This window comes from Streptomyces sp. NPDC058464 (genome assembly GCF_042721035.1).
Classification (GTDB): Bacteria; Actinomycetota; Actinomycetes; order Streptomycetales; family Streptomycetaceae; genus Streptomyces.
Window position 1 is genome coordinate 447,691 of sequence record NZ_JBHXMA010000001.1, and the last position, 20,659, is coordinate 468,349.

General features: G+C 72.9%; 15 protein-coding genes. 7 read left to right on the forward strand and 8 right to left on the reverse strand.

Translation table 11 applies throughout. The features are described 5' to 3' along the window. Position 1: 1 nt before the first annotated feature. The 4 genes from ACFWPQ_RS02390 (at position 2) to ACFWPQ_RS02405 (ending at position 7,185) form a co-directional block, all read left to right on the forward strand. Complete coding sequence (locus tag ACFWPQ_RS02390) at positions 2-3,505, forward strand: DUF5682 family protein (RefSeq protein ID WP_384029102.1); 3,504 nt, start codon at positions 2-4, stop codon at positions 3,503-3,505. Beyond that, complete coding sequence (locus ACFWPQ_RS02395; RefSeq protein ID WP_384029104.1) at positions 3,502-5,412, forward strand: hypothetical protein; 1,911 nt, start codon at positions 3,502-3,504, stop codon at positions 5,410-5,412. The genes ACFWPQ_RS02390 and ACFWPQ_RS02395 overlap by 4 nt, the downstream gene beginning before the upstream one ends. Positions 5,413-5,572: 160 nt before the next feature. Further along, the gene (locus tag ACFWPQ_RS02400; protein ID WP_384029106.1) at positions 5,573-6,448 is read left to right on the forward strand and encodes a LuxR C-terminal-related transcriptional regulator; all 876 of its coding nucleotides are present in this window, start codon (positions 5,573-5,575) and stop codon (positions 6,446-6,448) included. Further along, positions 6,445-7,185, forward strand: coding sequence for a class I SAM-dependent DNA methyltransferase (locus tag ACFWPQ_RS02405; RefSeq protein ID WP_384029108.1), 741 nt, complete (start codon positions 6,445-6,447; stop codon positions 7,183-7,185). Before ACFWPQ_RS02400 ends, ACFWPQ_RS02405 begins: the two co-directional genes overlap by 4 nt. Positions 7,186-7,270: 85 nt before the next feature. Here ACFWPQ_RS02405 and ACFWPQ_RS02410 read toward each other — a convergent pair whose 3' ends face one another. Genes ACFWPQ_RS02410 through ACFWPQ_RS02430 form a run of 5 tightly spaced genes read right to left on the reverse strand, consistent with a single transcriptional unit; the run spans position 7,271 to position 12,548 of the window. Continuing rightward, a complete protein-coding gene (locus tag ACFWPQ_RS02410; RefSeq protein ID WP_384029110.1) occupies positions 7,271-8,452 on the reverse strand; it encodes an MFS transporter in 1,182 nt (393 codons plus the stop codon). Next, complete coding sequence (locus ACFWPQ_RS02415) at positions 8,436-8,981, reverse strand: GNAT family N-acetyltransferase (protein WP_384029112.1); 546 nt, start codon at positions 8,979-8,981, stop codon at positions 8,436-8,438. Before ACFWPQ_RS02415 ends, ACFWPQ_RS02410 begins: the two co-directional genes overlap by 17 nt. Beyond that, positions 8,978-10,177: a type III PLP-dependent enzyme gene (locus tag ACFWPQ_RS02420; protein ID WP_384029114.1), complete on the reverse strand. Its 1,200-nt coding sequence runs from the start codon at positions 10,175-10,177 to the stop codon at positions 8,978-8,980. The genes ACFWPQ_RS02415 and ACFWPQ_RS02420 overlap by 4 nt, the downstream gene beginning before the upstream one ends. Then, on the reverse strand, positions 10,174-11,493 hold the full coding sequence (locus ACFWPQ_RS02425; RefSeq protein ID WP_384029116.1) for a DUF6271 family protein: 1,320 nt from the start codon (positions 11,491-11,493) through the stop codon (positions 10,174-10,176). Before ACFWPQ_RS02425 ends, ACFWPQ_RS02420 begins: the two co-directional genes overlap by 4 nt. Beyond that, positions 11,475-12,548, reverse strand: coding sequence for a phytanoyl-CoA dioxygenase family protein (locus ACFWPQ_RS02430; RefSeq protein ID WP_384029118.1), 1,074 nt, complete (start codon positions 12,546-12,548; stop codon positions 11,475-11,477). Before ACFWPQ_RS02430 ends, ACFWPQ_RS02425 begins: the two co-directional genes overlap by 19 nt. 279 nt (positions 12,549-12,827) lie before the next feature. Here ACFWPQ_RS02430 and ACFWPQ_RS02435 point away from each other — a divergent pair, with 279 nt between their 5' ends. Then, the gene (locus ACFWPQ_RS02435) at positions 12,828-14,339 is read left to right on the forward strand and encodes a glycoside hydrolase family 3 protein (RefSeq protein ID WP_384029120.1); all 1,512 of its coding nucleotides are present in this window, start codon (positions 12,828-12,830) and stop codon (positions 14,337-14,339) included. A 132-nt stretch (positions 14,340-14,471) separates the two neighbouring features. Next, on the forward strand, positions 14,472-15,959 hold the full coding sequence (locus tag ACFWPQ_RS02440) for a glycoside hydrolase family 76 protein (RefSeq protein WP_384029122.1): 1,488 nt from the start codon (positions 14,472-14,474) through the stop codon (positions 15,957-15,959). A gap of 18 nt (positions 15,960-15,977) precedes the next feature. Here ACFWPQ_RS02440 and ACFWPQ_RS02445 read toward each other — a convergent pair whose 3' ends face one another. After that, a complete protein-coding gene (locus ACFWPQ_RS02445; RefSeq protein WP_384029124.1) occupies positions 15,978-16,406 on the reverse strand; it encodes a secondary thiamine-phosphate synthase enzyme YjbQ in 429 nt (142 codons plus the stop codon). 85 nt (positions 16,407-16,491) lie between these two features. Between ACFWPQ_RS02445 and ACFWPQ_RS02450 the strand changes: the two genes are divergently transcribed. Next, positions 16,492-17,568 carry an NAD(P)-binding domain-containing protein gene (locus ACFWPQ_RS02450; RefSeq protein ID WP_384029126.1) on the forward strand — a complete coding sequence of 359 codons (1,077 nt, stop codon included), beginning with the start codon at positions 16,492-16,494 and terminating at the stop codon, positions 17,566-17,568. A gap of 12 nt (positions 17,569-17,580) precedes the next feature. Here the strand turns inward: ACFWPQ_RS02450 and mltG are convergent, their stop codons facing one another. Further along, on the reverse strand, positions 17,581-18,504 hold the full coding sequence (gene mltG / locus ACFWPQ_RS02455) for an endolytic transglycosylase MltG (protein WP_384029128.1): 924 nt from the start codon (positions 18,502-18,504) through the stop codon (positions 17,581-17,583). Between the two features lie 145 nt (positions 18,505-18,649). Then, positions 18,650-20,566, reverse strand: coding sequence for an ABC transporter ATP-binding protein (locus ACFWPQ_RS02460; protein ID WP_384029130.1), 1,917 nt, complete (start codon positions 20,564-20,566; stop codon positions 18,650-18,652). Between the last annotated feature and the right edge of the window lie 93 nt (positions 20,567-20,659).

Here is a 20,659-nt window from a genome sequence, read left to right on the forward strand (position 1 = left end):
GGTGCCCGACTCCCCCGACTCCCCCGACTCCCCCGAGGCGGCCCTCGCCGCCCTCACCGACCCGGCGGGGCCGTACCTGATCGGCGTACGGCACCACGCGCCCTCGCTGGCCGCCGCCGTCCCGGCGCTGCTGGACGCGGCGAAACCGGACGTACTGCTCGTCGAACTGCCCGCGGAGCTGCAGGAGTGGCTGCCGTGGCTGGCCCACGAGCAGACCCGGGCCCCGGTCGCCCTCGCCGCGGCACCGGCCGACGGCAGCGGCGGCCCGGCGTTCTATCCGTTCGCCGACTTCTCCCCGGAACTGGCGGCGGTGCGGTGGGCGGCGCGGAGCGGGGTGCCGGTCGTGGCCTGCGATCTGCCGCTCGCCGATCGGGGGTGGCGGGAAGGGGAGCGTGCCGCGCAGGGGCCGGGTCGGCTGTCGGACGCCCTGCGTTCCCGGCTCACCGGGCGGCCGGGCGACGACCTCTGGGACCGACTGGTCGAGGCTGCCGCGCCCGGTTCGACACCGGAGGCACTCCGGCGAGCCGCACTGCTGACGGGGTGGGCGCTGCGGGCGGAGTCGGCCGTGTCGGAGGTGGATCTGCTGCGGGAGGAGTGCATGCGGTCCCGGCTGGCCGAGACGACGGCGAACGGGGAGCGAGCCGCCGCAGTGGTCGGTGCCTTCCACACTCCAGCACTGGTGCGCCCCCTTGGGGGCGCGGGGCTGTATTCGATGTGCGGCTACCGCCGCGTGGGCGCGGCCAGCCCCCACCGACCCCCACCCGAATGGACAACCTCTCTCATCCCTTACACCTACGCCCTCCTGGACGAGCGCTCCGGCTACCCGGCCGGCATCCGCGACCCCGAATGGCAGCACATGGTCCTGAACGCGGCGGGAGATCCCCTCGCTCTGGAACAAGCGCTGACCAGCGCGGCCGTCCGCATCTGCGCCGAACTCCGCAGTCTCGGCCACCCCTCCGGCCCCGCCGACGCCCGCGAGATCACCCGCCTCGCCGGAGACCTCGCCCGCCTCCGCAACCTCCCCGCCGCGGGCCGCGGCGAGCTGGTCGAGGCCGTCCAGACCGTACTCGCACAGGGCGAGCCCTATGGCAGGGGCCGGGCGGTCGCGAGGGCGATGGAGAACGTCCTGGTCGGCACCCGCGTCGGCCGTCCCGCGCCGGAGGCGCCCCGCAGTGGTCTCGCCCCGGCCGTGGAGACCGAGCTCACCGAACTCGGCCTCCCCGGCCCCGCGGACCGCGGCCCCGGCGCCACCCGGGACCTTCGGCTCGACCCCCTCCGCTCGGACCTCGACCGGCGCCGCGAACTGCTGCTGCGCCGCCTGACGTTGTGCTCCGTGCCGTACGGAGAGGCCAGGTCGGTGACCGGCACGGGCGGTGCCGACGCCCTCACCTCGCGCTGGGAGGTGCGCTGGACGCCGGCCACCGCCGCGATGCTGACGGCGGCCGGCGTCCGCGGGGTCACCCTCGCCCAGGCGGCCGAGGGCCTGCTGCGCGAGCGGAGCCGCACGGAGCGGGACGCCGGTGGCCCGACGGCGGCGCAGGTGCTCGACGGCCTGGAGCAGGCCGCGCACTGCGGCCTGCCCGGCCTCGTGGCGGAGCGGCTCGGCGACACCGCCGAGGTGCTCCCGGGCGCCGGTACCCTGCCTGAACTCCTCGCCGGACTGGCCCTGTTGGACCGGCTCGGGACGGGTCACATCGCGGGTCTCGACGCGGACGAGGACCGTACCGCCACGGCTGTCGCCGTCGCCGAGTTGCTGACCGCGGCCGCGGTGCGCCAGGTGGACGGCCTGACCGGTTCCGAGGATCCGGCCGACGCCCACGCCCTGCTCGAACTCGCGCACCGCGCCGACCTGTCGGGCGGGATCCGGCTCGCCGACGCCCTGGCCCGGCTGGCCGCCGACGGTTCCCCGTTGATGCGGGGCGCCGCCGGAGCCGTCCGCGTGCTGCTCGGCCAGGAGGAACCGGAGGCGTTCGGCGACCGGGTCGCCTCCTGGGTGGACGGGGCGGCCGACGCCGAGTCCCGGTCCGCGCTCACCGCCCGGCTGGCAGGCCTGCTGACGGCCGCCGGACGGCTGCTGGAGGCGGCCGCACCGGCGTTGGAACCCCTGGTCGACCGGGTGTCGGTCCTCTCCGACCAGGACTTCCTCGACCGGCTGCCGGCCCTGCGCGGCGGCTTCGACACCCTGAGCCCGGCCGATCGCGAGCGTCTGCTGACCGGGGTCGAGGAGCGTCTCGGCGTCGACCGGGTGGCCGACACCGGCGCGATCGACCCGGCCGCGCTCGCCACCTGGACCCGCGCGGACCTCACCGCCCGCGAAACCCTGCGGGCGCTCGGCCTGCTGCCCCCGCCACGGGCGCACCCGGAGCCGGTGCAGTCCGCCGCCGTGGCCGTGCCGGACCAGCACCGGCTGGCCCCCGCGGACCGCTGGCGTCTGCTGCTCGGCCGCCGCAGCGATCAACTCCCGAAGTCGGCGCGGCCCTTGGCCACCGCACTGGACGAGCTGTACGGGTGCGGGCGCGGCGAGGGCAGCCGGGGCGACCTCGGCGGCAGGGGCGGCGGACGTGAGGCGTCGTATCCCGGGGTCCGGGAGTGGTCGGAGGAACTGGCGGCGCTGTTCGGGCCGGGTGTCCGGGAGGAGGTGCTGGCGGCGGCCGCCGCGACGGGCCGGGCGGATGTGCTGGCCGAGCTGGATCCGGGCAGCGTGCGGCCCTCCGTGGACCTGCTGCGGTCGGTGCTCCGGCACGCGGGCGGGCTGCCCGAGGCCCGGCTGGCCGCGCTGCGCCCGCTGGTCCGGCGTCTGGTGGACGCGCTGACCCGGGAGCTGGCGACCAGGCTGCGCCCCGCACTGCACGGTACCGCCCTGCCCCGGCCGAGCCGGCGCCCGGGCGGCGGCCTGGACCTGCCGCGTACGCTGCGGGCCAACCTGGCCACCGCCCGCCGGACGGCCGACGGCACGGTCCGGGTGATCCCGGAGCGCCCGGTCTTCCGGACCCGGGCCCGGCGCGCCGCCGACTGGCGGCTGATCCTGGTCACGGACGTGTCCGGGTCGATGGAGGCGTCGACGATCTGGGCGGCGCTCACCGCCTCGGTGCTGGCCGGGGTACCGACCCTGTCCACGCACTTCCTGGCGTTCTCCACCGAGGTCGTCGACCTCACCGGGCACGTCGACGACCCGCTGTCGCTGCTGCTGGAGGTGAGCGTCGGCGGCGGCACCCACATCGCGGCCGGGCTGCGGCACGCGCGCGAACTCGTGACCGTGCCGTCCCGCACGCTCGTGGTCGTCGTCAGCGACTTCGAGGAGGGCTATCCGGTCGGCGGACTGCTCGCCGAGGTCAGGGCACTGGTCGGGGCGGGCTGTCAGGTCCTGGGCTGCGCGAGCCTCGACGACTCGGGGCGCCCCCGCTACTCCACCGGCATCGCGGGGCAGCTGGTCGCCGCCGGGATGCCGGTCGCCGCCCTCAGCCCGCTCGAACTCGCCCGCTGGGTAGGGGAGAAGATCGCATGAGCACGGAGCGCCTGAGCACGGAGCGTCTGAGCACGGAGCGTCCGAGCACGGAACGGGAACTGCCCGCCGTCGCCCCGGCCGTGACCGCCGAGCTGGTCGCGGCCCTCTCGCCCCGGTTGCGCAAGCGGCTGGACGCGGGCATCGCCAAACTGGCGGACCGGCCGGCCGTCCGGGACGGCGACACCATGCGCATCACCGTCGACGACGAGGGCTCCGAGCTGGAACTGCACGCTCCCGGTGGCGTCGTGGCCGACGCGGCGGCCATCCGCTGCGGCTGCCTGCTGGCCCCGGACTGCCTGCACCGCGCGGCGGCGGCTTCGGCGGCACCGGTGGCCGACATGGCGGGGACCGGCGAGAGGACGGAGCCCGCCCCCGCCTCGGAGGCCGCCCCGACCTCGGAGGCCGCTGAGCCGACCGAGCAGTCGGCGCCCGTCTCCGTCGCTCCCGGGGCACCCACCCCCGAAAAGTCCGCGACGCCCGTCTCCGTCGCCCCGGGGGCACCCGCCCCCGAAGAGTCCGCGACGCCCCCGCAACTCGGCGCGGCCCACGCCGTTTTCGACGCCGTGGCCGCCGTGCTGGACGCCGGTACGGACGGTTCCGGTGCCGTGCTGCAGGCGGAGTTGCTGCGTGCCGCGCACACCGCTCGCCTCGCGGGTCTGCCCCGGGCGTCCGCGGCGGCGGTCTCCGTGGTCACCGCGTTGCGTGCGGCCCGTGCGGCCGACCCGGCGTTCCGGCTCACCGCACTCGTCGGTGCCGTGTCGGAGACCCTGTTCGTGGCCCACCGGGTCCCGTTCGCCACGGGTGCCGAACTGGCAGAGCTGCGCGGCACGGTACGGCAGCCGTACACGCCGGACGGTTCGCTCCGGCTGTACGGCCTGTTCTCGGAGCCGGTGCTCACCGCTAGCGGCTATGCGGGCGCGGTCACCTGGACCGCCGACGCCGAGGGCCGGCTGTACACGGTCTCGGACGTGGCGCCGGGCGGCGCGGGCCGGGCGGTGGGCGCCGCCGACCGTGCCGTACGCGTCGGGGACACGGCGCTGACGCACCGGGAGCTGGCGCGGGCGGGCCTCGCGGTGTCTGGGGCGACGGTGTCGCCGACCGGCCGGCTGGGGGCGGGCGCGGGGGTACGGGCGGTGCGCGCGTCGGGTGCGGAGTGGCGGGCCACGCCGCTGGACCGGTTGTGGGCGGTGCCCATGGCCGAGCAGGTCGGGCGGGCGCTGAGCGGCGGCCACGATCTGCTGTTCCTGGAGGTGACGCTGGTCGGCGCGGTACGGGAGGCGGCAGGTGACTGTCTGCTGGCCGACTGCGGCGGTGTGCCGGTGCGGCTGACGGCGGCGCACGACGATCCGGCGCTCCCGCACCGCGGCAACCTGCGGCTGCTGGCCGCCGCGCGTGGCAGCCGGCTGCGGGTGATCGCACGTCTCGCCGCGGCACCGCACGCCCGCGCCCAGCTCCTCGCGGCCGAGCACCCCACGGACACCGGGAGCCGTGTCGACCTGGGACTGGACCGGCTCCAGCACGCGGATCTGCCGGCTCCGGCGTCGGTGCCCGCCCCCGCGTCGGAACCCGCGTCCGCGTCCGCGCCGGTCCACGCGGTGCTCGCGCCCGACGAGGCTCCTCTGCACCTGCTGCACCGGCGGGTCGGGCAGGGCGTTGCGGGCGGGCGGCGTGTGCTCGCCTTCCCGGGTGACTCCGCACCCGATGTCCGCCGTCTGCACCGGCACGGTCTGGGCACGGCCGGCGATATCCTCGACGAGCTGCTCGCCGCGGCGGCGGAGCGTTCACGCGACGCCTTCGGACGTCTCCTTCCGGCGGACACCGGCCGCTTCGCCCGGGCCTGGCTGACCGCGGCACGTTACACGGACGAGGTCGACCGTGTGCTGTGTGCCGCCGCCTGGGGCGGATGACCGGGCGGGGCGACCGGATGCGGGCCGCCGCTCCCCCGTGCCGGCGGCCCGCGTGACCGGAGTCGTCCCATCCGGTGCCGGTGCGTGGTTGAAGCATGCGGCACCCCGCCGTTGCGTGGGTATGCGTATAACTGCGTAGGGAACGACCGGAGAGGAACACGTGTCAGACGGGCTGGACAGGGCCTATGAACGCCTTGCCGAACTGGCCGTGGCCGCGCTCAACGAACGCGAGCCCGAACGGCTCTGGCCGCTGCTCGCCGACGCGGTGACCGCTCTGTGCGGCGGGGAGACGCTGATCTACAAACTGGACGACTGGAGCGAGGGCAAGGGCACCCTCGGGATGTCGCCCGCGGCCGCCGCCGCGCTGGGCAGGCTCGGCGACGAGTCACTGGGGGTGCTGCGCTCGGGCTACCCGTTCGCCCTCCACTACGCGGCCGGGCTCGGCCGTGCACCGGTCACGGCCCGTCGGCTCGCGGGCCGTGCCTGGCCGGTGAGCGAGACCGCGCGGGTGCTCGGTGACGGCCTGGACCTGGACCAGGTGCTGGCGCTCCCGCTGCCGGGTACGGTCGCGCCGATCACGGGCTGTCTCGTCTACCGCTCCGGCGCGGACTTCACCGACGACCAGGTGCGGATCGCCGAGCGCGCGCAACCGCTGCTGGCCGCCGTCGAGCAGCAGCGCCGGCTCCTGGAGCAGTGGCGCCGGCTGTCCGCGGCGGCCGGCGAGCCGGAGGCGAGCGCGGCGGAGTGTGCGCTGACGCCTCGGGAACTCACCGTCCTCCTCCTGCTGACCGATGCCCTGACCGCCGACGCGATCGGCCGCCGGCTGGGCATCTCGGCGCGCACGGTGCACAAGCACGTCGAGAACATCTACCGCAAGCTCGGCACCCGCGACCGCATCAGCACCGTGCTGCGCGCCCAGCGACTGGGCCTGGTGCCGACGCCCGACCAGGCGCGGGCAGGCATGGGACCGGAGGCCGACGGCCGGGAAAACCCGTGGACGGTGTCGTCGTACACCCGGCACAGTGACCGCTCGTGACGAGCAGTGAACTGTGGAGCCAGGCCGAAGCCGACCGCTACGACGCCGAGGAGAACGACATGTCCTCGGCCGCCGTACTCGGTCCGACCGTCGGCTTTCTCGCCGAACTCGCCGGAGACGGCCGTGCGTTGGAGTTCGCCATCGGTACCGGGCGGGTCGGTGTACCGCTCAGGGAGCGCGGGGTGCCCGTGGCGGGCATCGAGTTCTCCGAGCACATGGTGGCGGTCCTGCGGCGGAAGACCGACGAGGAGACCCTGCCGGTCGTGATCGGGGACATGGCGTCGGCCACCGTGCCCGGCGAGTTCGCCCTGGTCTATCTCGTCTACAACACGATCTCGAACCTGCTCACCCAGGACGAGCAGGTCGAGTGCTTCCGCAACGCGGCCCGGCATCTGTGCCCCGGCGGCCGGTTCGTGATCGAACTCGGCGTACCACCGCTGCGGTTGCTGCCCCCGGGTCAGGTCGCGGTGCCGTTCGACGTCTCCGAGGGGCACCTCGGCTTCGACACCTTCGACCTGGTCGAACAGATCCTCGTCTCGCACCATCTGACCCGCGAAGGCGATGACGGCCGCTACCGCCGGGACGCCTCCCGGCACCGGTACGCGTGGCCCGCGGAACTGGACCTGATGGCCCGGATCGCGGGCCTCGCGCTGGAGCGCCGGGTGGCCGACTGGGACGGCTCCCCGTTCACCCACGACTCCACGAAGCACATCTCGGTGTGGCGCAAACCCGCGTGACCCTCGCGACGGTGGAGACCTTGGTGACCGGTGCGGATGCCGGTGCCGGCACCGGCCTCTCCACCGGCACCGGCATCTTCACCGGTCAGCCGCTCGCCGGTGTCCACTGGATCCGCGTGCTGCACAGGGACACCACGACAGCCGCCGCCGCGACCACGCCGAGGCCCCACACCAGGCTGCTCGAACTCGCCACGAATCCGATGAGCGGCGGCCCGGCCAGCAGGCCCGTCGTGCCCATGGCCGCGACCAGCGCCAGCGCCTGCGAGCCCTGTTTCGCCGCGGCGACGTAGACGCACGGGGTCACGGCCGCACAGCCCAGTCCGACGCAGGCGAACCCGACCAGCGCCGCCGCCACTCCCCCGCTCAGCAGGGCGAAGGCCAGCCCGGCGGCGGCCAGGGCGCTGCCGAGCAGAACGACGCGCCCGTCGCCCCAGCGGCTGCGCCAGCCGTCGGCGAAGAGGCGGGCCAGCACCATCATGCCGGAGAACACGGCGATGCCCATAGGCGCCAACTCCGCCGTCGACTTGACGACTTCTCGCAGATAGAGGGCGGACCAGTCGTTCATGGCGCCCTCGGTCACCGTGCCGAACGCCATGGCGCAGCACATCCAGAGCGTCACCCGGGAGGGCAGGCTCCATCCGGCGCGGCTCCTGCTCGGCTTCTCCGCCGCAGGAGCCTCGTCCTCGAGCAGGCCGGAGCGGGCCAGTGCCGTCAACAGGACGAGGACGGCGGCGGCCACGCCGAAGTGCGCGGTGACGGAGGAGGTGGCCGCGTTCATGCCGGAGGCGACGAGCGCGGCGAGCAGGGAGCCGGCGCTGAACGTCGCGTGCAGTCTGGCCATGGTGTTGCGTGCGTACCGGGTCTCCAGGGCCGTGCCCTGGGCGTTCATGGCCACGTTCAGGCACCCCACGCACACGCCGTCCGCCACCATGACGAGCAGGGCGACCGGGTAGTCCGGGGCCAGGGCGAGGGCCAGGAGCAGCAGGGTCAGGCAGACGGCCGACAGCAGTGCCAGCCGGGCGGAGCCCAGCCGTTTCATGAGCACCGGCACCAGCGGGAACGACGCCACGGCGCCGATGCCGGCCGCCATCAGCAGTACCCCCACCTCGGCCGCGGTCAGCCCGAGGTCCGCCTTGATGGCGGGAATCCTCGCGGCCCAGGTGGCGTACTGGAAGCCGAGGGAGCAGAACAGTGCGGCGATGGCCAACTGGCTGCGGCGGAAGGGATCACGGAGGGAACCGCGGAGGGAATCACGGACAGGGAACACGCACATCATCTCGCTTCGTCGACTCGGCCGTCGCTCGGGACATGTAGACGGCGTTCGCGCCGTATCCGTCCGGGGAGATCCCCGGGTACGCGGTGAACCCGCGTGCCGACCAGAACGGCTCGCTGCGGCCGACGGCGATCAACGAGATCCGTTCGAATCCGCGTGAACCGGCGGTCAGGGTGAGGTGGTTGAGAAGCCGCTGCCCCAGTCCCCTGCCGCGCAGCCGTTCCGCGACCACGATGTCGTGCAGATGCAGATTGCGTGGGTGGCGCGCGAAGTCCGGGGACTCCTCGGCCCGTTCGAGGTCCGGGTATCCGAAGGGCGGGTACGGCAGCGCCAGCACGTACCCGGCCGGCTGCGGGCCGACGTCCAGGACGAAGCAGGTTTCCGGCGAGGCGTCCGCCCTGGACCTCAGGGCCGCGAGGTCCTCCGAGAGGCCGAGTTCCGCATAGGCCCGGGACTCCATCGCGGCGATGGCGTCCCAGTCGGCGTCGGTGATGTGGCGTACGCGTACGCCGTCGCCGCTCACGGACGGCCTCCGTCGACGCAGGTGTACGGGAGCGGGGCGAAGCCGTTGAAGCCCTGGGTCGTGTAGCTGATCGCGTAGGCGCCCGCGGCGAGCACCCAGACGGGATCGCCGGACGCCAGCTCCCGCGGGACCTGGACGAGGGCGTGTCCCTGGGGGTAGGCGTCGTCGCTGTCGCAGGTGGGACCCGCGACGACGGCGGGGACGTGGTCGGCGTCGGGGTGGGTGGGGAAGACGAGCGGGTACTGCAGCGCGTCCATCTCGTACAGGCCGTTGAACTTGCCGCAGCTGAGGTAGAGCCAGTGCTGCCGCTCGCCGTCCGGTCCGCGCCGCTCGGCGAGGCGGGTGACACGGGCACGGATGGCGCCGTGGTCGGCGACGAGGTGGCGCCCGGGCTCCATGACGAACGCGAGGTGCTCGCCGTGGACCTTCCTGAGGTGGCGCATGCCCTCGCGGATGACGGCGAAGATCTTGTCCAGCGGGGGTTCCAGGGGCAGGCCGTGCCGGTCGAGGTAGCCCAGGGCGGGCAGACCGCCGCCGAGGTTGACGTGGTCCAGGACGATGCCACGCCGGCCCAGGGCGGTCAGGACGTCCGCCAGACACTCGACGGCGCTGTGCCAGGCGTCGGCCGTCATCTGCTGGGAGCCGACGTGCACGGACAGACCGGAGGGCGTCAGGCCCGTCTCGCGGGCCGTCTCCAGGATCCGTACCGCGTCCGCGGGCGAGCAGCCGAACTTGTGGCTCAGTCCCCACAGCGCCCCGTCGCCGCTCGTCGCGAGCCTGCAGAACACGCGGGCTCCCGGGGCGTGGGCCGCGACCGCCGCCAGGTCCTCGAGGCTGTCGGTCGCGAAGTCCCGCACGCCGAGGCGGTGGGCGTCGGCGATGTCCCGGTCGGACTTGACGGTGTTGCCGTAGTGCGTCCTGCCGACCGGGACGCCCGCGCGCAGCGCCTGCTCCAGTTCGCGGGGGCTCGCCCCGTCGACGCCCGCGCCCTCGCTCGCGAGACAGGCGAGGATCTCGTCCACGGGGCAGGACTTCATGGCGAACCGGATGTCGACGCCGGGCAGTTCGCGCCGCAGGGTGTCGTAGCCGCGCCGGATCCCGGCCAGGTCGAAGAAGATCCCGTCCTCGGTGGCGCCCGCCAGCGCGGTGAGCAGGGGCCCGGAGGCATGGGCCGTGGCCGCCGTCACCGCCGTCACCGCTGCCGTCCGGGCGTCCGGGGTACGTAGGTGCGGCGGGCGGCGCCGACCAGTGGCTCCCATGCCTCGGTCAGCAGGGCGAAGTCCTCGATGTCGCCGCGCGCTTCGTCGAGGAGGCGTTCGCGGCGCCGTTCCAGGAGGTCGGCGAACTCGGCGTACCGCCCGCCGAGTTTGCGGTACGCGGCGTCGAGGACGTCCAGCCGGTGGACGTTCTCGCTCCGGTCGAGTCCCGCGCTCTCCCGCGCCAGCCGGGCCACGGCGGCCGCGCGCACCTGCCCCTGTTCGTCGAGCAAGGACGTACCCGCCCCGGCCATGCGGTCGTAGACGAAGTTGAAGTAGAGCATCGACAGCAGGAACTTGACGAAGCGCAGCTGGTACGCGACGAACCCGGAGTCGGTACGTCGTTCGCCGGTATAGAAGTTGACGATGTTCCGGTTGTGCAGGACGCCCGGCAGCGCGGCGTCGTGGACCAGGTGGAGGAGGAAGTAGTCGCTGCCGATCGTGTCGGTCGCCGGCGGCAGGGGCACGCGTTCGTGCACGCCGTGGAAGGCGATGTTGCACATGTCGACGCGCATGGGGTCGACCACGGTGAGTGTCGAGTGGTCCGCGGTGAAGGCGTCCGTGCCCGCGCCCCGGAAGGACTCCTCGACGAGTTCCCGCTTCTGCTCGGGCGACCAGTCCACGGGCGCCCACAGACCGACCATGTCGTGGTACACGCCGGGGTCGATCCGGAGTATCTCGCCGATGTCCACGGACAGTTCGCCGACGAAGGAGCTGCCGACCATCGCCACCCGCCGGTCCATGCGGTCGGCGGCGAGCGCGGTCTCGGTGACGTGCGGGGCGGCGTCGGCCGCGCGCCTGCCGAGTGACAGCAGTTCGTGGTGGACGGGGAAGACCGGCTCGCCGTCGACGGTCTGGTACCGGCTGTCGGAGTCCCTGCGGTGCACGGACTCGCAGCCGAGCGCGGCGGCGAGCAGGAAGGCGCGGTTGGTGCAGGCGCCGTAGGAGAGGCGGGCCGGGAGCATCAGCTCCAGCAGGAGGTCGGGCTTCGTGGCCGCGGACCGGTCGATCGCGCGCCGGAGGAAGTCCCGCTGCCGTACCTCGTCGAGGTGGTGTACGACGATCCGCGGGTCGTCCGGTATCCGGCGCACGGTCTCGGCGTGTTCCGCGTAGGCCGGTGCGGGGCAGGAGTCCAGGATCAGGAGGTGCACCTCGACGTCGAAGTGCCGGGCGGCGTAGGCCGCTTCCTCGGCCACGGCCGCGATCGTGGCCGTGCAGGGCCTGTTCGTCGGCAGGGTCAGGCAGATTCGGCGCATGTCTCTTCTCCGGCCGGCCACGCTGCACCGTCGAGGTCCGCCCCGCTCCAGGACGTGCGGCCCAGCAGCTTGGCGCCGAGGTCGTCGAGCGTGGCCCTCCCGTACCGCAGGGACTCGTGGCGGGTGGCGTCGCCCAGCAGCGTCGCGTTCCAGTCGGGCGTGGCGAGGGTGCGCCAGGACTCGACCCGGGAGCGCCGGAGCGTGTCGTGGGACTCCAGCGCCGGCATCATCGACAGGTACTGGACCGCGCGCACCGTCTGCTCGGAGGTGTTCGGTGCCACGCCGTGCGCCAGCAGCCCGTTGAAGATGAGCAGGTCGCCGGCTTGGAGCTGCGGCCGGACCACGGGGAACTCGGCGCGGTCGATCCGGGGCCGGATCGGGTCGCGGTCGTCCGGCTGGAACGCCTTCCACTGGTCGAAGCGCTTGAACAGCTCGGGGCAGCACTGGAAGCCGCCGAGCTCGGGCCGGGTGTCGGTCAGGGCGATGATCCCCTGGACCCGCTGCGGCAGTACGCCGAGCGTGGTGTCGACGTCCCAGTGCAGCTCGATGTCGAAGCCCTCTTCCGTGCCCGGGATCAGGGCCCGGTCGCGGTTCTTGATGTTGGGCGGGTTGAGGTTGAGCCGGTCGAGCGTCACCCAGAGTTCTTCGCAGTCCCAGACGTCGACGAACGCGTCGTAGACCCGGCGGTTCTGGCGGCTGTCCCAGATGAGCTGGTGGTGGTAGGCCTCGACGAAGCCGTAGATGTGCAGGTCGCGGTCGAGGTCGGAGCGGTACTCGCGCTCCTCGTACCAGGTCTCCGGGCGCTCGGGGTCCAGCCCCTGGAACTCCCAGGCGAAGTCCAGCAGTTCGCGGGCCGAGGCGGCGGGGATGGCCTGCTTCACCACCACGTAGCCGTACGTCTGCCAGTGGGCGAGGTCCTCCTCGGAGAGGACTCGCAGCGGGCGGGTCTTCGTCAGGTCCCGCAGGGGTGTCTGGGCGAGGTAGGTCTCGCCGTCCGAGCTGAAGTAGGGGATGTCCGAGGGGGCTCGATGGAGATAACGGTCAGTCGTGGGCATGCGGTGCTCCACACCTCGATCTCAGGTACCGGCGGCCCGACCGGGTCGCCAACTGCGCGGAGTGAGGGACGGGGACCGTTCCGGCAGGGTCACTGCACCACGGGCCACACCAGCCCCTCTTCGAACTCGCGTACCTCCAACTTGGACTAGACCAACTCATCCTGTCAAACACCGCAGTTGAGGGCGCGTTTCACCAACAGGGCACGATCCGGGCCCACTTGACACGGGTGGTTAGCTGACGGAGACGCATTGGTCTGTACCAACAGGAGGGTGCACGCTATGGTCTCCAGCAAGCACAGCGAGGAGTTGCGACGACTGGCGCGCTCCGTCCTGCAGCCGGGGTTCGTGGGTACCGAGGCCCCCGAGTGGGTGCTGCGCGAGATCGGGGACGGGCTGGCCTCGGTCGTGCTCTTCTCCCGCAACATCGCCACGCCCGAACAGGTCGCCCGTCTGACCGGGCAACTACGCGCGGAGAACCCCGAGTTGATCATCGCGATCGACGAGGAGGCGGGTGACGTCACCCGGATCGAGTCGGCGACCGGGTCCACCCGGCCGGGCAACTTCGCACTCGGAACCGTCGACGACACCGAACTCACCGAGGCCGTCGCCGCCGACCTGGGCCGCCAGCTGCGCGCGGCCGGTGTGAGCCTCGACTACGCACCCAGCGCGGACGTGAACTCCAACCCCGACAACCCGATCATCGGGGTCAGGTCCTTCGGCGTCGACGCCAAGGTGGTGGCGCGGCACACCGGGGCCTGGATCCGGGGACTCCAGTCGGCCGGCGTCGCCGCCTGCGCCAAGCACTTCCCCGGCCACGGCGACGTGGCCGTCGACTCCCACCACGGGCTGCCCGTCTACGACGCCGACCGCGACCGGATCGCCGAGCAGGCCCTGCCGCCGTTCCGGACCGCCCTCGACGCGGGCGTCCGTGCGGTGATGAGCGGCCACCTGCTGGTCCCCGCCTACGACCCCGACCTGCCCGCGACGCTGAGCCGGCGCATCCTGGACGAACTGCTGCGTCAGGAGCTCGGGTTCGACGGCATCATCGTCACCGACGCCATCGAGATGGGCGCCGTGACCAGCCGTTACGGGATCGGCGGGGCCACGGTCCGGGCCGTCGCCGCCGGTGCCGACGCCGTCTGTGTCGGCGGCGAGAACGCCGACGAGGCCACCGCAGGCCTGCTCGTGAACGCCCTCGCGGAGGCCGTCCTGGCGGGCGGCCTGCCGGAGGAGCGGCTCGCCGAAGCCGGCCTTCGCGTCCGGGAGTTCGCCGCCTGGTCGGCGGGTCTCACCCCGGCCCGCACCGCCGCCTGGGACGCCGACGGCATCGGCTTCGCGGCGGCCCGCCGCGCCATCCGGCTGACCGGAGCGGTCCGGCACGCCCTGCCCCTGGTCAACGCACCGCACGTGGTCGAACTGGTGCCCACCACCAACCTGGCCATCGGCAACGAGACCCCGTGGGGCGTGGCCGCCCCGCTGGGCGAACGGCTGCCCGGGACCACCTCCGTCCGGGTGGGCCGCGATGAACTGCTGTCGAGCGCCGGCACGCTGGAGGCTCGGGCGCTCGCACCCGCCTCGGGACGGCCCCTGGTCGTGGTGGTGCGCGACGCCGCCCGGCACGCGTGGATGGCGCAGGCCCTCGCGGAACTCGTCGCCGCCCGTCCCGACGCGATCGTCGTGGAGATGGGCCTGCCGGGCACCGTCGTCCCGTCGGCCGCCCAGATCTTCACGCACGGCGCCACGGCCGCCTCCGGGGTGGCCGCCGCCGAGGTGCTGGCGGGTGCCCTTTAGTGCAGACCTGAGTGCACATTGGTACGGACCTGAGTGCAACGTCCGTACCCGCGAGTGACGTTGACGCCTCCCTGCCCCTTCCCTACGTTCCGAGAGCGCTCTCACATCCGCCCCTCGAAGCAGGGAGGCCCCATGCCCTCCGTGCGCAGACCGAGCAGCCGCCCCCTTCTTCGCCGAACGGCGGCGGCACTCGCTCCGGCACTGTTCACCGTCCTCGCCCCCCTCACACCCCCGGCGGCCGCCGCCGACACCGGCGCGGCGGCCGTCATCTGCAATGTGTACTGCGACACCCGGGACCCCGCGCTCTCCCCGGGTGACCGCACTCCGGTCACGGCGGGCGTCTACTCCCGGTCGATCGTCCTGCACTTCGACGACGCCGACGCCATGGGCTGGGCCTCCATCGACAACGGCAGCCCGGGCGACGAGGTGTGGCTCGACCGCTCCTTCGACGGCGGCCGCACCTGGAGTTCGGGCAGCAAGCTCGGCGACACCAGCGTGCCCACCGGCCAACGCGGCTGGCGCACGCTCATGTACAACGTGGACGACTGGAACAACCTCGGCGTCGGCGCCCTGCGCGCCTGCGGAAAGGCCGGGGACCGCGCCGAGATCGCGTGCACCCCCTGGGCCCGCACCACCTGGAACGCGGGCGAGCCGCGCACGGCCGCCGCCACCGGCCTGATGACCTTCTACGACTACGGCACCGGCCTGTTCGACACCACCGGCTGGTGGAATTCCGCGAACGCCCTGACCGCCGTCATCGACAACATCCGCGTGACGGGCATGGGCAGTTACCGGTACGCGATCGCCCGCACCTACGACCTGAACATCAACGCCCAGGGCGGGCAGTTCCGCAACGACTACCTCGACGACACCGGCTGGTGGGGCCTCGCCTGGGTCGCCGCCTACGACCTGACCGGCGACAGCCGCTACCTGACCACGGCCCGCGCGGACGCCGACCACATGGCCGCCTACTGGGACTCCACCTGCGGCGGCGGGATCTGGTGGAGCACGGCGAGGACGTACAAGAACGCGATCGCCAACTCCCTCTACATCCAGCTCGACTCGGCTCTCCACAACCGCGTGCCCGGCGACACGGCATACCTCGACCGCGCCCGGGCCGGCTGGTCCTGGTTCCAGGGCACCGGCATGGTCAACGGCTCGCACCTGGTCAACGACGGCATCGACCTGTCCACCTGCGGCAACAACGGGCAGGCCGTCTGGTCGTACAACCAGGGCGTCCTCCTCGGCGCGCTCGCCGAGCTGTACCGGGCCACGGGCGACGGCCAACTGCTCACCACCGCACGGCAGATCGCCGACGCCGCCACCACGACCTCCCTGCTCCACACCTCCGACGGCATCCTGCGCGATCCGTGCGAGAGCGGCGACTGCGGAGCCGACGGCCCGTCCTTCAAGGGCGCCGACGTACGCGGCCTCGGCAAGCTCGACTCAGTTCTCCCGGACCACCCTTACACCGCCTACCTCAAGCGCCAGGCGGACCGCGCCCACGCGAGCGACCGCAACGCCCTCGACCAGTACGGGCTGCGCTGGTACGGGCCGCTCGACCAGGTGGACGCCGCCCGCCAGCAGAGCGCCCTCGATCTGCTGGACGCCGTGCCCTGACCCGGCGAGGCGGGCAGGTCAGGAGCCCCCGAGGAACGTGATCCGCACCTTTCGCTGCGGATTGTCCCTGTTCGTGTCGACCAGGCACACCGACTGCCAGGTGCCCAGTGCCAGGCGGCCGTCGATCACCGGGAGGGTGGCGTGCGGCGGGACGATCGCCGGGAGGACGTGGTCGCGGCCGTGGCCGGGGCTGCCGTGCCGGTGCTGCCAGCGGTCGTCGGCGGGGAGCAGGGTGTGCAGGGCGGCCAGCAGGTCGTCGTCGCTGCCCGCACCGGTCTCGATGACCGCGATGCCGGCCGTCGCGTGCGGGGTGAAGATGTTCAGCAGGCCGTCGCGGCCGGCCGCGGCCTCGCGGAGGAAGGCCTCGCAGTCGCCGGTCAGGTCGACGACCCGCTCCCGGCTACCGGTGGCGACATCGAGTTCTCGTGTGGTGAAGGCATCCGACATGCCCCCATCGTGGCCCATGCGCCGGGCAGGCAGGTCAGCGGCCGGGTCGGGAAGATCCACGGCCCTCCCCGCTGTTGGTGGAAGCGTGAACAATGTGCGTGAGGTCGAGGTGGTCGTCATCGGCGCTGGTCAGGCCGGTCTGTCCAGCGCCTATCATCTGCGGCGCACCGGCTTCGAGCCGGACCGCGACTTCGTGGTGCTCGACCACTCCCCCGCGCCGGGCGGTGCCTGGCAGTTCCGGTGGCCGTCCCTGACGTACGGCAAGGTGCACGGGATGCACGCGCTCCCGGGCATGGAGCTGACCGGGGCCGACCCGGTGCGGCCGTCCGCCGAGGTCATCGGCGAGTACTTCGCGGATTACGAGCGCACCTTCGACCTGCGGGTGCACCGGCCCGTCGACGTCCGCGCGGTGCGCGAGGGCGAGGGCGGGCGGCTGCTCGTGGAGACCGACCGGGGCGACTGGTCCACGCGGGCGCTGATCAACGCCACCGGCACCTGGGACCGGCCGTTCTGGCCGCGCTACCAGGGCCAGGAGACCTTCCGCGGGCGGCAGTTGCACACCGCGCAGTACGCCGGGCCCGAGGAGTTCGCCGGCCAGCGGGTCGTGGTCGTCGGCGGCGGGGCCTCCGGCACCCAGCACCTGCTGGAGCTCGCCCCGTACGCGGCCGCCACCACCTGGGTCACCCGGCGGCCGCCGGTCTTCCGCGAGGGCCCCTTCGACGAGAACGTGGGCCGGGCCGCGGTGGCGCTGGTGGAGGAGCGGGTACGGCAGGGACTGCCGCCGCGGAGTGTGGTCTCCGTCACCGGGCTCCCGCTCAACGACGCGATCCGGCAGGGCCTGAAGGACGGGGTCCTGGACCGGCAGCCGATGTTCGACCGTGTCACGCCCGACGGTGTGGCATGGAACGACGGGCGGCACGTCGACGCGGACGTCATCCTCTGGGCCACCGGTTTCCGGGCGGCCCTCGACCATCTGGCGCCGCTGCGGCTGCGCGAGCCGGGCGGCGGGATCAGGATCGACGGGACCCGCGCGGTCGCCGACCCGCGCGTCCACCTCGTCGGCTACGGCCCGTCGGCCAGCACCGTCGGCGCCAACCGCGCGGGGCGCGAGGCCGTGCGGGACATCAGGCGGCTGCTGGCCGGGGAACCGGCCGCCGCATGACGTACCGGCGGCTCAGCGCGGCGACTGTGAGGGCTGCGGCGACCGCCGGGTCTTGCTGTTCTGTACGGCGTTGAAGTCGGCGACATTGCGCTGGTGCTCGGCGTAGTCGGCGGTGAACCGCGTGTCCCCGGGCTTGACCGTGACGAAGTACAGCCAGTTGCCCGGCGCCGGGTTGAGCGCGGCATGCATCGCCTCCACGCCCGGGTTGTCGATCGGCGTGGGCGGCAGTCCCATGCGCTGGTAGGAGTTGTACGGGTTCTCGACGCGGGTGTCGCTCACCGTGGTGTTGAGGGTGCTGCGGTTGAGGGCGTAGTTGAGGGTGGAGTCCATCTGGAGCGGCATGCCGCGCTGCAGCCGGTTGAAGACGACCCGCGCCACCTTCGCCATGTCGGCCTTGCCGACGGCCTCGGCCTGGACGATGCTCGCGATGGTCACCGCCTGGTAGCCGTTCATCGCGTCGCGCTGCGCGCCGGCCGCGACGGGCGCCCCGCCGAACCGCCGGTTGGCGGTGTCGACCATGAACCGCAGCACCGACTGCGGGGTCGCGTCCTTCTCCAGGGGATAGGTGGCCGGGAAGAGGTAGCCCTCCGGGTTGCCCCCGGCGTCGCCGGGGAGTTTCAGTCCCGCGGTGCCGACGGAATTCTTGGTACTGCCGGCCGGGAGGGCGAGGGCCTTGTCGACCGCGTCGTAGATCTGCGACGCGCGCCAGCCCTCCGGGACGACCAGGGCGGCGGATGCGGCCGAGCGGCCGGCCAGGGACAGCAGGGGCACCGCCACCGCGGCGCCGGCGACGACGGCGCCGGTCACGCCGAGGACGATCCTGCCGCGGCGGGTCAGCCGGATCGCCTTCCCTCGCCTCGTCGTTCCGCGGCTCGAGACGCCTCGGCCCGCAGCCGTCCGTCGGCCGGGGTCCCGTGGCGGAGTGTTCATGTGCATGCGGGCACGTTAGCCCGCATAACGTCACAAACCCGACATATCTTCTGCTTGTCGACCTCGATTTGTCAGTTTTGATGGATCAACCGGGGTGGAGCAGCGTCCATCGGTGGGTCGGGCAGGCCCCGGTCGGCTTCGGCCGCGGGCCTCAGCTCGTCGGCGGTGTCGCGTGCCTGCGCCCTCGGTCGCCCCGCCTGCGCACGGGTCGCGGGGCCGCCTCCCACCGGGTCGCCTCGCCGTCGGTCGCGACCGGCTCGACCGACGGCTCCGCCGCCGTCTCCAGCCTGGCGTCCCGGCGTACCAGTGCCGCGTACCGGCCGTCGAGTTCCAGCAGTTCCTCGTGCGTGCCACGCTCGGCGACCTGCCCGGAGTCGAGGACGACGATCTGGTCGGCGCCCTGGATCGTGGACAGCCGGTGGGCGATGGTGATCGTCGTCCGGTTGGCCGACAGTGCGTCGATGGCGTCCTGGACCGCGTGTTCGGTGCGGGTGTCCAGGGCACTGGTCGCCTCGTCGAGGATGAGGACCGGCGGGTCGCGCAGGATGGTGCGCGCGATGGCCAGCCGCTGCTTCTCGCCGCCCGAGAAGCGGTGTCCGCGTTCGCCGACGACGGTGTCGTAGCCGTCGGGCAGCGAGGCGATGTGGTCGTGGATCTGGGCCGCGCGGGCGGCCGCGTGCAGTTCCTCGTCGGTGGCGTCCGGCTTGGCGAAGCGCAGGTTGTCGGCGACCGAGGCGTGGAAGAGGTACGTCTCCTGGGAGACGACGCCGACCGCGCGGGCGAGGGTGTCGAAGTCGAGGTCGCGGACGTCGACGCCGTCCAGGGTGACCCGGCCGCCGGTGACGTCGTAGAGCCGCGGCACCAGGTAGCCGAGCGTGGACTTGCCGGCGCCGGTCGGGCCGACGACCGCCAGGCCGGTGCCGGCGGGCACGGTAATGTCGATGCCGTCGAGGACGGCCCCGCCCTTGTCGTCGTAACGGAACTCGACGCCCTCGAAGCGGACCTCGCCCTTCACCCGGTCGAGGTGGACCGGCTCGTCCCGTTCGGTGATGTCGATGGGCAGGTCGAGGTACTCGAAGATGCGCTGGAAGAGCGCGAGGGAGGTCTGGATCTGGACGCCGGTCGCGAGCAGGCTCACGGCGGGGCGGAACAGGCCCTGCTGGAGGGAGACGAAGGCGACGATGGTGCCGAGCGAGATCTGCGGGCCGCCCATCTGGAGGGCCATGCCGGCGGTCCAGTAGATGACGGCGGGCATCGCGGCCATCACGATCGTGATCACGGCCATCCGCCAGCGGCCGGCCATGTTGGAGCGCACTTCCAGGTCGACCAGTTGCTCGGACTCGTCGGCGAAGGAGGCGGTCAGCGAGTCGGCGCGGCCCATGGTGCGGCCGAGCAGGATGCCGCTGACGGAGAGCGACTCGGTGACCGTGGCGGCCATCGCGGCCATCTGCTTCTGGCGCTGGGTGGTGATCTTCTTGCGCTCGTTGCCGACCCGGCGGCTGATCCACACGAAGAGCGGGAGCAGGACCATCGAGACGATGGTGAGCCGCCAGTCGAGGGCGATCATCGCGACGATGGTGGCGACGACGCTGGTCAGGTTGGAGACCAGGGAGGTGGCCGTCGAGGTGACGGTGGCCTGCATGCCGCCGATGTCGTTGGCGATGCGGGACTGCACCTCGCCGGTGCGGGTGCGGGTGAAGAAGGCGAGCGACATGCGCTGCAGGCGGCCGTAGACGGCGGTGCGCAGGTCGTGCATGACGCGCTGGCCGACGGTGGTGGATATCAGCGTCTGCAGGACACCGAAGACGCTGGTCAGGACGGCACTGAGGATCATGCCCAGCGCGAGCAGGCTGAGCAGTCCGGTGCGGCCCTGGGGGATCGCGGTGTCGAGGGTCGCCTTGAGGAGGAACGGGGTGGCGACCGAGACCAGTGACGCGGCGCCGACCAGCAGGCCGACGATCGCGAGCCGGCCGCGGTAGGGACGGAAGAGCTTGAGGATGCGGCGTACCTGGCGGGGCTGGTCTGCCGAGGCGCCGTCGGGGGTCCAGTTGATCTCGTCTCGGGGCATGGCTCCTGCGGATGGGTGTGGTGTGTACGGACTCACGGAGGATAGCTCACTGTTACCTATACTCACAATGAACATGGTCCTGATATTGTTCCC